The organism is Streptomyces sp. P9-2 (assembly GCF_051903975.1).
GTDB lineage: Bacteria > Actinomycetota > Actinomycetes > Streptomycetales > Streptomycetaceae > Streptomyces > Streptomyces cellulosae.
In genome coordinates this window covers 3,066,605-3,079,107 of sequence record NZ_CP192633.1, presented here as the reverse complement: position 1 = coordinate 3,079,107, position 12,503 = coordinate 3,066,605, and the positions used below count along the sequence as shown (strand labels likewise).

The following is a 12,503-nucleotide window of genomic DNA, read 5'->3' as shown; positions in this document are numbered from 1 at the left end:
CCCCGGTGGGCGCGGGTGCGGCGCCCCGGTTCAGCCGTCGGCGGACTCCGCGGCGGACACCAGCTTCCCCTCCGCCTCCGCGCCGCCGGGGCCCGGGGTGCGCCCGGGCAGGAACACGGCGACGACGACCGCGCCCAGCACGGCCACCCCGGCGCCCCACAGCGCCGTGACGTGCATGGCGTGCAGGAAGGCGTCGTCGGCCGCGGCCACCAGGGCGTCGGCGCGCGGGCCGAGCCGCTCCGCGACGGCCAGGGTGGCCTCGATGGACTCGCCGGCCGCGTGCCGGGCGCCGGGCGGCAGCACGCCCAGTTCGTCGCGGACCGAGCCACGGTAGGCGGTGGACAGCACCGAGCCGAGGACCGCGATGCCGAGGGCGCCGCCGACCTGCCGGAAGGTGTTGCTGAGCGCGGACGCGGAGCCGGCCTTCTCGCGGGGCAGCGCCTGCATGATGACCACGCTGACCGGGGTCATCACATGGGCCATGCCCGCGCCCATCAGGAAGAAGATCACTTCGAGGATCCAGATGGGGGTGCCGGCGTCCAGCGCGGCGAACGCCGCCAGCATCCCCGCGAGGAGCAGCAGTCCGGCGGTGGTGGTGGCCTTGTTGCCGAAGCGGTCCACCAGCAGCCGGGCGCGGGGCGCGAACACCATCTGGGCGACGGCCAGCGGCAGCATCAGCAGGCCGGTCTCCAGCGGCGAGTAGCCGCGCACGCTCTGGGTGTAGAAGACCGCGAAGAAGGTCACGCCCATCAGGGCGAAGAAAACAAGGGCGATGGCGCCGATCGCGGCGGAGAACACCTTGTCGCGGAAGCAGTCCATGTCGATGGACGGGTGGTCGCTGCGCTTCTCGGCGATCACGAACACGGTGAGGACGGCGAGACCGCCGCCGATGGCGCCCAGCACCACGGGGTCGCCGAAGTCGGCGAGCTGGCCGCCCTTGATGATGCCGTAGACCAGCAGCACCAGGCCGGCCACGGACAGCACCACGCCCAGCGGGTCGATCCGCCCGGGGTCGGGGTCCCGGGAGTCCGGGACCAGCCACAGCATCAGGCCGATGCCGAGGACCACGATGGGCACGTTGACCAGGAAGACCGAGCCCCACCAGAAGTGCTCCAGGAGCAGCCCGCCGGTGATCGGGCCGATGGCGATGGCGAGGCCCACGCCGCCCGCCCAGATGCCGATGGCCTTGGGCTGCTCGTCCCGCTCGAAGACGTTCATCAGCACCGCCAGCGTGGCCGGCATGACGAACGCGGCGCCCAGGCCCATCACCGCGCGGAAGCCGATCAGCTCGGCCGGGGTGCCGGAGAACGCGGCGAGCGCCGAGCCGATGCCGAACACCGCCATCCCGCCGAGCAGCACCTTCTTGCGGCCCAGCCGGTCGCCGAGGAGCCCGGCGGTGAACAGCAGGCCCGCGAAGACGAGGGTGTAGGAGTTGATCGCCCACTCCAGCTCGCTCTGCGTGGCGCCGAGGCCGGTGGGGGCGGGCGTGGAGATCGTCTTGATGGCGACGTTCAGGATCGAGTTGTCCAGGACGACGATCAGCAGGCTCAGCATCAGCACGCCGAGGATCGCCCAGCGGCGGCGGTGGACGGCCTCCGGTACCCGGCGGGCGGGGGCGGCGGGAGAAGTCATGCGGACCAGCCTAGGGACTTCCGATACGGAACGGTCTCGTATTGGAAAGGCTTTGCCGTAGACATGCCCCGGTATTGCACCGCGTTGGGCCGTCCGGAGCAGCGCGGCACGGCGGGGCGGAGTTCACAGGGGTGCCTCTGGCCCTCGTCCGGCGGAGGTGCCACCATGGACGTGGTCCGGGGACGCCGTCAGGGCGCCTCGAGATGACGTGTTGGGAGACGGATCCATGACGCAGCTTTCGGCTGCCCAGACCGGGACGCCCGGTTCCTCCTCCGGCGGCAAGACGCTGTACGGGGGCAAGGGCTCGCGCCGCATCACTGTCCGGGACATCGCCCTCGCCAAGGAGCGCGGCGAGAAGTGGCCCATGCTCACCGCGTACGACGCGATGACCGCGTCCGTGTTCGACGAGGCCGGCATCCCGGTGATGCTGGTCGGCGACTCCGCGGGCAACTGCCACCTCGGGTACGACACCACCGTGCCCGTCACCCTCGACGAGATGACCATGCTGGCCGCCGCCGTCGTCCGGGGCACCTCGCGCGCCCTGATCGTCGGCGACCTGCCGTTCGGCTCCTACCAGGAGGGTCCGGTGCAGGCGCTGCGCTCGGCGACCCGGCTGGTGAAGGAGGCCGGGGTCGGCGCCGTGAAGCTGGAGGGCGGGGAGCGCTCGCACCGGCAGATCGAGCTGCTGGTGGAGTCCGGCATCCCCGTGATGGCCCACATCGGGCTGACCCCGCAGTCGGTGAACGCCATGGGCTACCGGGTGCAGGGCCGAGGCGAGGAGGCCGCCCAGCAGCTGCTGCGGGACGCGAAGGCCGTGCAGGACGCGGGCGCGTTCGCGGTGGTCCTGGAGCTGGTGCCGGCCGAGCTGGCCGCCGAGGTGACCCGCACGCTGCACATCCCGACGGTCGGGATCGGCGCGGGCCCCGAGACGGACGCCCAGGTGCTGGTGTGGACCGACATGCTCGGTCTGACCGGCGGCCGGGTGCCGAAGTTCGTCAAGCAGTACGCGAACCTGCGGGACGTGATGGCCGGGGCGGCGAAGGCGTTCGCCGAGGACGTGGTCGCCGGGTCCTTCCCGGCCGAGGAGCATTCCGTGCACTGACCCGCGCCCGGGTGGGGCGAGCCACCGCGTACGCCCCTGTGAGCCACTGTCGCACCACCACGACGGCCCGCCGATCTTCCCCCGTCGGCGGGCCGTCGCCCTTTCCACAACCCCCCTCAGCACCCCGCCGACACGCTGCCCGGACGTCTGTCGGCGGGGTGTCGGCGGTCTGTCGGGGCTTTGTCGGCGAGCGCTGCGACCGTCGGGGACATGACGCGACACGACGAACGCACGGGGGGCGCGAAGAGCGCCGTGACCGTCCGCGGACTGGTCAAGCACTACGGGGAGACGAGGGCTCTCGACGGGATCGACCTGGACGTGGCCGAGGGGACCGTGAGGGGGGTGCTCGGCCCGAACGGGGCCGGCAAGACCACGCTGGTGCGCATCCTGTCCACGCTGCTCGCCCCGACCGCGGGACACGCCACCGTCGCCGGGTACGACGTGGTCCGCCAGCCGCGGCAGCTGCGCCGGGTGATCGGGCTGACCGGGCAGTACGCCTCGGTGGACGAGAAGCTGTCCGGCTGGGAGAACCTGTACCTGATCGGGCGGCTGCTGGACCTGCCGCGCAAGGAGGCGCGGCGCCGCTCCGACGAGCTGCTGGAGCGGTTCTCCCTCACCGAGGCCGCCCGGCGCCCGGCGGGCGCCTACTCCGGCGGCATGCGCCGCCGACTGGATCTGGCGGCCTCGATGATCGGACGCCCCGAGGTCCTCTTCCTCGACGAGCCGACCACCGGCCTGGACCCGCGCACCCGCAACGAGGTGTGGGACGAGGTGAAGCGGCTGGTCGGGGAGGGGGTGACGGTGCTGCTGACCACCCAGTACATGGAGGAGGCCGAGCAGCTGGCCTCCGAGCTGACCGTGGTGGACCGCGGCAAGGTCATCGCCGGCGGTGGCATCGAGGAGCTCAAGGCCCGGGTGGGCGGCCGCACGCTGCGGATCCGTCCCGCCGACCCGCTCCAGTTGCGTCCGCTCGCCGCCGCGCTCGACGAGCTGGGGATCACCGGCCTGGCCGGCACCACCGTGGACGCCGAGCGGGGCTCGGTGCTGGTGCCCGTGCTCAGCGACGAACAGCTGACCGTCGTGGTCGGCGCGGTCACCGCGCGCGGGATCACCCTCAACTCCCTCACCACCGAACTGCCCAGCCTGGACGAGGTGTTCCTGTCCCTCACCGGCCACCGTGCCGGTGTCCCGCAGGACGCCCTGTCCGCCGACACGTCCGAGGAGGTCGTCGCCGTATGAGCGCCGCCACCGCCGCTCCCGCCGCCGGCGTCCGCCCGGACGCGCGGATCTCGCCGCGGGCCCATCTGCGTCACACCGGGGCGCTGGTGCGCCGCAACCTGCTGTGGATCCGGCAGGACCCCGAGTCGATGTTCGACGCCGTGCTCTTCCCGGTCGTCTTCACCCTGCTGTTCGTGTACGTCTTCGGCGGCTCGATCGGGCAGTCCCTGGGCGGCGGGCAGGAGGCGTACGTGCAGTACATCGTGCCCGGCCTGATGGCCATGATGGGCATGAACATGTCCCAGGGGGTGGGCACCGGGTTCAACCAGGACTTCAACACCGGTGTCATGGACCGCTTCCGGTCGCTGCCCATCGGACGCGGCTCGGTGCTGTTCGCGAAGATCTCCGTCGAGCTGGTGCGGATGCTGATCGCCACCGCGATCCTGCTGGTCGTCGGGGTGCTGGTCGGGTTCGACGTCACCAACTGGCCGGGGCTGTTCGCCGCCGTGGGTCTGTCCACGGTGTTCGGCTCGGCCCTGATGTGGGTCTTCCTCACGCTGGGCGTGGTGATGAAGAACGCCCAGTCCGTGCAGGCGATGGGCTTCCTGGTGCTGATGCCGCTGCAGTTCGGTTCGTCGATCTTCGCGCCGACGCAGTCGATGCCGGGCTGGCTGCAGAACTTCACCGCGTACAACCCGCTGTCCGCGCTGGCCGACGCCGCCCGCGGGCTGATGGTGGGCGGGCCCGTCGCCCACGACCTGTGGATGGTGCTCGCCTGGTCCGTGGGGATGACGGCGGTGATGGCCCCGGTCGCCATCCACAAGTTCCGTACGAAGACCTGATCTCACGCCGGGTCGAACAGGGCGGCGGCCTCCTCCGGGGAGAGGCCGTCGCCCCCGGCGTACGCGGCCTCGAAGGCGGCCTCGTCCAGCAGCCGGCGGATCCGCTCCTCGGCGCGGGCGCGGGAGGTGCGCTCCACGAGGCCCGCGCGGTGTTCCTCGGGCAGCCAGGAGTCGGCGGCGCCCAGGCAGCGGGCCGCGTCCCGGGCGTGCCGTCCGCCGTCCAGTCCCGCGAGGGCGGCGGCGGCCAGGACGACGTACGAGGCGCGCAGGTGCGGGGCCATGGCGACGACCAGCGAGTCGTTCGCCTGCCGCATCGCCTCCCTGACGATGACGAGCGCCCGCTCGTCGTCGCCCTCGGCCACCTCGATCCAGGCCTCGGCGCCGAGGATGAACGCGTCGAAGACCACGTAGTGGGCGAGGCGGAACTCCTCGCGCAGCGCCCGAAGATGCTCACGGGCCTCCCCCGTGCGTCCGCTCACGCACAGCCAGCCGATCAGGAAGAGGCGGGCGGCGGGCAGCGCCTCGACGTGCCGGCCGCGGGTGGAGTCGATGACCTCACGCAGCAGCCGCTCGCCCTCCTCGGTGTCGCCCGCCTCGATCAGCGCGCCGCCGAGCCGGGCGGTGAGCACGGCCGTGTGGGAGCGGGCGCCGAGGCGTTCGGCGTGCTCGATGGCCGCCCGGTAGTCGGCGGCGGCCTCCCGGTAGGCGCCCGCGCGTTCCTGGGCCTCGCCGCGCGCGGAGAGCGCCTCGGCGATGCCCCAGGTGTCGCCGAGCCGACGGTGGATCTCCAGGGCCTCGTCGGCGTCGCGGCGGGCGTCGCCGGCCCAGTCGCTGCGGTTGGCGAGGAAGTTGGCGCGCAGCTGGAGGTTGCAGGCCAGCTCCCACTCGAAGCCCGGGTTCTCCCGGCAGGTGCGGATCGCCGCGTCCACCACCTCGCGCAGCCGCTCCATGTCGCCGGTGAGCATCACGGCGAACGTCCACAGCAGCCCCGGCGGGCGGCAGACCTGCGGCAGTCCCGGCTCGTACGTCGCGGACACCAGGCGCAGCCGGTGCTGGGCCCGCGGGGTCTGCCAGTCGTCCAGCTCGGTGTCCATCTGGGCGAGATGGGCCAGGTGCGCGCCGCGGCGGGCCTCGGCGAGGACCTCGCCGGTCATCGGGGGCGGCGCGTCGGTGCAGCGCTGCCACAGCGGTGCGGCCGGCCGGACGGGTTCGGTGAACGGGTCGGGGGCGAGCGCCATGACCTCCCGGCACCAGTTGCGGGCCTCGATACGCAGGTCGCGCATCTGCCAGTACCAGACCAGGGACAGGACGATGCAGAGCGCCTCCTGCTCGTCGCGCCGGGCGACGGCGTGCCGCAGCGCGGTACGCACGTTCTCGTACTCGCGCTCCAGCCGGGCGACGCCCTCCACCTGGCGCGGGCCGCGCAGCAACGGCTCGGTGGTGCGGGCGAGTTCGCGGTAGTACGTCAGATGGGCGCGTTCGGCGTCGTCGCGTGAGCCGGTCTCGTCGAGGCGTTCGCCCGCGTACTCGGCGACGGTCTCGAGCAGCCGGTAGCGCATGCCGCCGTCGCCCGACGGGGCGGCCGCCACCAGGGACTTGTCGACGAGGGAGCCGAGCGCGTCCAGGGCGGCGGGGCCGCACACGGCCTCGGCGGCGGTGAGGTCGCAGCCGCCCGCGAACACCGACAGGCGGCACAGCACGTCACGTTCGTCCGCGTCGAGCAGCTCCCAGGACCAGTCGACGACGGCCCGCAGGGTCTGCTGGCGGGGCAGGGCGGTGCGGCTGCCGGAGGTGAGGAGGCGGAAGCGGTCGTCGAGCCGGTCGGCGATCTGGCGCGGGGTGAGCATCCGCAGCCGGGCGGCGGCGAGTTCGATGGCGAGGGGCAGACCGTCGAGGCGGCGGCAGATCTCGGCGCACGCCTCCGGGTCGTCGCCGGTGCGGAAGCCGGGGCGGGCGGCGGCCCCGCGCTCGGCGAGCAGGCGCAGCGCGACCGGCTCGGGCAGCGGCTCGACCGGGCGCAGCGACTCGCCGCGTACGCCCAGGGGTTCGCGGCTGGTGGCGAGGACGGTGAGGCCGGGGCAGCGTTCGAGGAGGGTCTCCACCAGACGGGCGGCGGCCTCGACGACGTGCTCGCAGTTGTCGAGGATCAGCAGCATGCGGCGGGGTCCGCAGTGCTCGGCGAGCCGGTCCACGGGGGCGCTGTGCCGGTCGGCCACGGCCCGCATGCCCTCCGCGCCTGCCCCGTACAGCACGGTCTGGCGGGCGCCCACGGCGGTGAGGACCGCCTCCGGCACGGCCTCGGGGTCGTCGACCGGGGCGAGTTCGGCGAGCCACACGCCGTCGGGGTGGGCGGCCCGTACGGTCTCGGCGGCCTCCTGCGACAACCGGGTCTTGCCCGCCCCGCCCGGGCCGAGGAGCGTCACCAGGCGGGCGGCCGACAGGTCGGCGCGGATCGTCTCGATGTCCGCCTCGCGGCCGACGAAGGAGGTCAGGCGGGCGCGGAGGTTGCCGGGGGCGGGGCCGTGCGCGGGCGGTTCAGGCCTCCGCCGCTCTTCGGGGTTGAGCAACTCCGCGTGCAGGGCGCGCAGTTCCGCGCCGGGGTCGGAGCCGAGGCGGTCGGCGAGGAGCCGGCGCACCTCCTCGTAGGCGGCGAGCGCCTCGGCGGTGCGGCCGGTGTCGCGCAGGGCGCGCAGCCGCAGCGCCTGGAGCGGTTCGTCCAGGGGGTGGCTGTCGCAGAGGGCGGTCAGTTCGGGGAGGGACTGCTCGGCCTCGCCGAGGGCCAGGGCGGCGGTGTGGCGGGCCCGCACGGCGTCCAGGTGGCGGGTCTCCACGCGAGCCGCCTCGGCGGTGCGGTCGGGCAGCCCGGGCAGCGCGGGGCCGCCGCGCCACAGGGTCAGGGCGTCGTCGAGCACGGTGGCCGCCTTGGCGGGGTCGCCGTCGGCCAGGGCGCGCAGGCCCTCGCCGGCCAGCCGCTCGAAGCGGTGCAGGTCGACGTCGTCGGGGGCGGCGGTGAGGCGGTAGCCCCCGTCGGCGGAGGCGACCGCGTCCGCGCCCAGCGTCCGGCGCAGCCGTCCCACCAGGGCCTGCACCGCGCCGGTGGCGTCGGCGGGCGGGTCGCCGTCCCAGACCTCGTCCACCAGCAGGCCGACCGGCACGGTGCGGCCGGCCCGCAGGGCGAGCACGGTCAGCAGGGCGCGCAGCCGTGCGCCGCCCACGGGGACGACGGTGCCGTCGGGGCGGACTGCCTGGGTGGTGCCGAGAATGCGGTAGCGCACGGGGTCCATTCTCTCCGGTGCCGGCCGGGGTCCAGGGCGGGGGCGGGGCAGGGGCGACCTCACCTTGCACGGAACCAGGTGGCCGCGCGAAGCGTTTTCCGGGCGTGGCGGGTCCCGGGTACGGTCGGGCGGGCCCGCGCGCCCTTCTCTCCACAGGGAGTCCCATGACCACCGCCGCCACCCGTCCCAGCGACCGGAGGGTCAGTCCCGTCTTCCTGGGCATCCTGGCCGTCTCGGCCGTCACCGGCTGGGCCACCTGGACGGGGTTCGCGGCCGTGCCGGGGCCGGCGGTCTTCCTGTTCGTGACGTCCGCGTGGATCGTCTCCCTGTGCCTGCACGAGTACGCGCACGCGCGGACCGCCCTGCACGGCGGGGACATCTCGGTCGGCGCGAAGGGGTATCTCACGCTGAACCCGATGAAGTACACGCACGCGCTGCTGAGCATTGTGCTGCCCGTGCTGTTCGTGATCATGGGGGGCATCGGTCTGCCGGGCGGGGCGGTGTTCATCGAGCGCGGGCGGATCCGGGGGCGGTGGCGGCACAGCCTGATCTCGGCGGCGGGGCCGCTGACGAACGTGCTGTTCGCGGTGGTGTGCACGGCGCCGTTCTGGCTGGACGCCCTGGACGGCGTGCCGCCGGCGTTCCGGTACGCGCTGGCGTTCCTCGCGCTGCTGCAGGTGACGGCGGCGATCCTGAACTTCCTGCCGGTGCCGGGGCTGGACGGCTACGGCGTGATCGAACCGTGGCTCTCGCACGGGGTGCGGCGCCAGGTGGAACCGTTCGCCCCGTTCGGCCTGCTGTTCGTGTTCGCCCTGCTGTGGGTGCCGTCCGTCAACGGCGTCTTCTTCGCCATGGTCGACGGCTTGCTGGGCTTCTTGGGCATCGAGGAACTGGAGACCTACTGCGGCTTCGACCTGTTCCGCTTCTGGCAGGGGGCGGACGGGTACTGCGCGGTCTAGGCGTCCCGACAACGGCGGTCATCGCCCGGCGGGTTCCGGCCGGCGGCCCGTACCGGTCCCGTGCCCGGCGGACATCAATGGGCGGGCCCTGACTCATTCAATGATTTCAACCCTCTTGATGAAATGCTGGAAAAGCAGCTTCGAGGCCTTGCTCTCACCCAGACCGAGACTGAAGTCGCCGCGCTCCTCCTGCTTCATACCGATGTAACCTCCGAGCGCACCCGAGGACGACGCGGTGCAGTCCGGCCCCTGTCCGCGGTGGGCACGCTCGGGCCGCTGACGGGATGAGGCCGCTGCGCCCACCCGTGCCGCCCCGGCGGCACGACTGCCCGCAGCTTGGCGGACTCGCCGGCCGCTCGACGGGGCAGCCGCAGCGACGCCGGAGAGCTGCCCGTAGCTCACGCAGCTCGCGTGACTGAGCAGCAGAGGCGTCCCGCCGGGACGTGGAGGGCGCTGACCCCCGCGGGGTCAGTTCGTCGCCGGGGTGTCCTCCCGGGACGCCCGGCCACGGCGGACGTAGTACCACGTCATGTTCGACGACAGGCCCGCCAGGAGAATCCACACCACACCGATCAGCACGCTGCCCTGCACGAAGGACACGACGGCCGCCACGACGGCGAGGAGGCATACGGCGAGGGCGTAGACGGCGAGGCGGGGCATGGCGGGGGGCTCCTGTCGGGGGACACTGCTTCCGCTCCAGTGTCCCCCATCGCCTCATACGTCCGTGACGCGGAGCCCGGCGTGCGCCTTGTAGCGGCGGTTGACGGAGATCAGGTTGGCGACCAGCGACTCCACCTGGTGGGCGTTGCGCAGCCGCCCCGCGAAGATGCCCCGCATGCCGGGGATGCGCCCGGCCAGCGCCTGGACGATCTCCACGTCGGCGCGGACCTCGCCGAGGACCATCACGTCGGTGTCGATCTCGTCGATCTCGGGGTCCTGGAGCAGCACCGCCGACAGGTGGTGGAAGGCGGCGGTGACCCGCGAGTCCGGCAGCAGGGCGGCCGCCTGCTGCGCGGCGCTGCCCTCCTCCGGCTTCAGCGCGTAGGCGCCCTGCTTGTCGAAGCCGAGCGGGTTGACGCAGTCGACGACGAGCTTGCCGGCCAGTTCCTCACGGAGGGACTCGAGGGTCTTGCCGTGCCCGTCCCAGGGGACGGCGACGATGACGACGTCGCTGCGCCGCGCGGTCTCGGCGTTGTCGGCGCCCTCGATGCCGTACCCGAGCTCCTCGGCCGCGGCCTGGGCCCGCTCGGCCGCGCGGGAGCCGATGATCACCTTCTGGCCGGCCTTGGCGAGCCGGTAGGCGAGGCCCTTGCCCTGCGGTCCGGTGCCGCCGAGCACGCCGACGACGAGACCGGAGACGTCGGGCAGGTCCCAGGGGTCCTTGGCCGGAGCCTTCTTCGGGGGCTGCTGTGCGCTGTCGGTAGAGGTCATGGGCCGACTCTACGGCCGCGGACGTCCTCGCAGAGGCTGGGCGTGAGGCCCGTCACGCGGCACACCGCCGGTGTTCGCCCCGTGTCCCCGGGTCGGGCGAACCCTCCCCGAACACCGGGACACGGGCGCGCCGTTGGGGGCAGGATGCGGCGGCATGGATGCCGTACGGGTGGCGCTGCTGAGGGAAGTGCTCGCGGGGACGGAGTGGCTGGGGGCGACCCGGCACTTCGCGGGGACGCTGCGCGGGTCGGTGGTGTCGCACGGCGGCGGCCTGCTGCTGGTGGGCACGCCGGAGTACGAGCCATGGCACCTGGCGGCGCACCTGGTGGACGAGGCGGCCTGGTCGGGCACCCCGGAGCTGGCGCCGACGCTGGTGCGGCACGACGCGCGCCCCACGGACCCGGCGCACCTGGCGGTGGGCCTGGGCCGGCTGGAGGCGGCGCGGCGGGGCGAGACGCTGCTGGTGGTGGCGCCCGGCGAGCCACCCGCGGCGCTGCTGGAGCGGGTGTCGGACGCCCGCCGCGCCGGGGCGACGCTGCTGTCGCTGGGTCCGGAGGCGGGCGAGCTGCCGGCGCTGGCGCACGAGGTGCTGCCCGTCCCGGACGGCTCCGAGCTGGACCTGGACACCGTGCAGCACCTGGTGAGCGCGGCGGCCGGGGAGAACGCGCTGCCCGCCCGCCGGGGCCGCCGCCGTTTCCGGGACCGGCTGTCCCGGCTGGCCGACCTGCTCACCGCCCCGCCGCCGACCCGCTGGTGACGCGGCGGCTCAGTCCTCGTCGCCGCCCTTCGGCGCGTCGTGCCACGCGGGGTCGTTCTCCCACTGGAGATTGCGCTCGCGGGCCTTCTCCATCGCGTGCTCCGCCTCGGTGCGGGTCGCGTACGGGCCGAAGCGGTCCTTGGCAGGGCACTCGGGCCCTTCCTCGACCTTCTTGTGCTCCAGGCAGTAGTACCACTCGCCGGGTTTGCCGGCCGTGCGCTTCTTGAACAGGGGCATGACGGCTCCTCTCGCCACGGAAGATGGTCCCCCATCGACGCTGAATTAGACTCGCGGCATGTCTGGCCAGTCACTCCTCGTACCGGGGAAGCTCTCCCCCATCCGCACCGTGCCCGGGAACATCCGCCGTCCCGAGTACGTCGGCAAGCCCGCGCCGACCCCGTACACCGGGCCGGAGGTGCAGACGCCCGAGACGATCGAGGCGATGCGGCGCGCGGGCCGGATCGCGGCGCGCGCGATGGAGGAGGCCGCGAAGCTCATCGCGCCCGGCGTGACGACGGACGAGCTGGACAAGGTGGCGCACGAGTACATGTGCGACCACGGCGCCTACCCGTCGACGCTCGGCTACCGCGGCTTCCCCAAGTCGCTGTGCACCAGCATCAACGAGGTCATCTGCCACGGCATCCCGGACTCGACGGTGCTGCGCGACGGCGACATCGTCAACCTGGACGTGACCGCGTACATCGGCGGGGTGCACGGCGACAACAACGCGACGTACCTGGTCGGCGACGTCGACGAGGAGAGCCGCCTGCTGGTGGAGCGCACCCGTGAGGCGCTGAACCGCGCGATCAAGGCGGTGAAGCCGGGCCGCCAGATCAACATCATCGGCCGGGTGATCGAGTCGTACGCCAAGCGGTTCGGCTACGGGGTGGTGCGTGACTTCACCGGTCACGGCATCAACTCGTCGTTCCACTCGGGCCTGATCATCCCGCACTACGACAGTCCGCACGCGACGACGGTGATGCAGCCGGGGATGACCTTCACCATCGAGCCGATGCTGACGCTGGGCACCCACGAGTACGACATGTGGGACGACGGCTGGACGGTCGTGACGAAGGACCGCAAGCGCACGGCGCAGTTCGAGCACACGCTGGTGGTCACGGACACCGGGGCGGACATCCTGACCCTGCCGTGACGCCCGGCGCGTCCGCGCCGGCACCTTCGAGGGCCCGCCTCCTCCGGGAGCGCGGGCCCTCCGCTTTTCCCGTGTCTCCCGCTGTTCGCCCAGGCTGTGTGCCGGGCACCCGGACGGGGGAAGTTCCCGACACA

At 73.2% G+C, this 12,503-nt stretch carries 11 protein-coding genes; 6 read left to right on the top strand and 5 right to left on the bottom strand.

Annotation, left to right across the window (positions count from 1 at the left end; genetic code table 11):
- Positions 1 to 30: 30 nt before the first annotated feature.
- On the bottom strand, positions 31 to 1,632 hold the full coding sequence (locus tag ACQY0Z_RS14130; protein WP_439812362.1) for an MFS transporter: 1,602 nt from the start codon (positions 1,630 to 1,632) through the stop codon (positions 31 to 33).
- 226 nt (positions 1,633 to 1,858) lie between these two features.
- On the opposite strand from ACQY0Z_RS14130, the gene panB reads away from it, so the two are divergent.
- From panB to ACQY0Z_RS14115, 3 genes are all read left to right on the top strand, one after another.
- Entirely contained in the window at positions 1,859 to 2,734 is an 876-nt protein-coding gene (panB, locus tag ACQY0Z_RS14125) for a 3-methyl-2-oxobutanoate hydroxymethyltransferase (RefSeq protein WP_189896592.1), read from the top strand.
- A 210-nt stretch (positions 2,735 to 2,944) separates the two neighbouring features.
- Positions 2,945 to 3,973, top strand: coding sequence for an ATP-binding cassette domain-containing protein (locus ACQY0Z_RS14120; RefSeq protein ID WP_189896590.1), 1,029 nt, complete (start codon positions 2,945 to 2,947; stop codon positions 3,971 to 3,973).
- Positions 3,970 to 4,794 carry an ABC transporter permease gene (locus ACQY0Z_RS14115; protein ID WP_189896588.1) on the top strand — a complete coding sequence of 275 codons (825 nt, stop codon included), beginning with the start codon at positions 3,970 to 3,972 and terminating at the stop codon, positions 4,792 to 4,794. The genes ACQY0Z_RS14120 and ACQY0Z_RS14115 overlap by 4 nt, the downstream gene beginning before the upstream one ends.
- A 2-nt stretch (positions 4,795 to 4,796) precedes the next feature.
- Here the strand turns inward: ACQY0Z_RS14115 and ACQY0Z_RS14110 are convergent, their stop codons facing one another.
- Positions 4,797 to 8,078, bottom strand: a complete 3,282-nt coding sequence (locus tag ACQY0Z_RS14110) for a BTAD domain-containing putative transcriptional regulator (protein ID WP_439812361.1) — start codon at positions 8,076 to 8,078, stop codon at positions 4,797 to 4,799.
- Positions 8,079 to 8,233: 155 nt separating this feature from the next.
- Here ACQY0Z_RS14110 and ACQY0Z_RS14105 point away from each other — a divergent pair, with 155 nt between their 5' ends.
- A complete protein-coding gene (locus ACQY0Z_RS14105; protein ID WP_254586562.1) occupies positions 8,234 to 9,028 on the top strand; it encodes a site-2 protease family protein in 795 nt (264 codons plus the stop codon).
- 468 nt (positions 9,029 to 9,496) lie between these two features.
- Here the strand turns inward: ACQY0Z_RS14105 and ACQY0Z_RS14100 are convergent, their stop codons facing one another.
- Together ACQY0Z_RS14100 and npdG are read right to left on the bottom strand one after the other, a co-directional pair.
- Positions 9,497 to 9,688 (bottom strand): hypothetical protein, encoded by a 192-nt coding sequence (locus ACQY0Z_RS14100; protein ID WP_189896583.1) that lies wholly within the window; start codon positions 9,686 to 9,688, stop codon positions 9,497 to 9,499.
- Positions 9,689 to 9,742: 54 nt separating this feature from the next.
- A complete protein-coding gene (gene npdG, locus ACQY0Z_RS14095; protein ID WP_189896581.1) occupies positions 9,743 to 10,459 on the bottom strand; it encodes an NADPH-dependent F420 reductase in 717 nt (238 codons plus the stop codon).
- Positions 10,460 to 10,613: 154 nt separating this feature from the next.
- Between npdG and ACQY0Z_RS14090 the strand changes: the two genes are divergently transcribed.
- Positions 10,614 to 11,216: a hypothetical protein gene (locus ACQY0Z_RS14090; protein ID WP_189896580.1), complete on the top strand. Its 603-nt coding sequence runs from the start codon at positions 10,614 to 10,616 to the stop codon at positions 11,214 to 11,216.
- A 9-nt stretch (positions 11,217 to 11,225) separates the two neighbouring features.
- On the opposite strand, the gene ACQY0Z_RS14085 is transcribed toward ACQY0Z_RS14090, so the two are convergent.
- Positions 11,226 to 11,453: a hypothetical protein gene (locus ACQY0Z_RS14085; RefSeq protein WP_189896578.1), complete on the bottom strand. Its 228-nt coding sequence runs from the start codon at positions 11,451 to 11,453 to the stop codon at positions 11,226 to 11,228.
- Between the two features lie 58 nt (positions 11,454 to 11,511).
- Between ACQY0Z_RS14085 and map the strand changes: the two genes are divergently transcribed.
- Entirely contained in the window at positions 11,512 to 12,369 is an 858-nt protein-coding gene (map, locus tag ACQY0Z_RS14080) for a type I methionyl aminopeptidase (protein WP_189896576.1), read from the top strand.
- Positions 12,370 to 12,503: the final 134 nt, after the last annotated feature.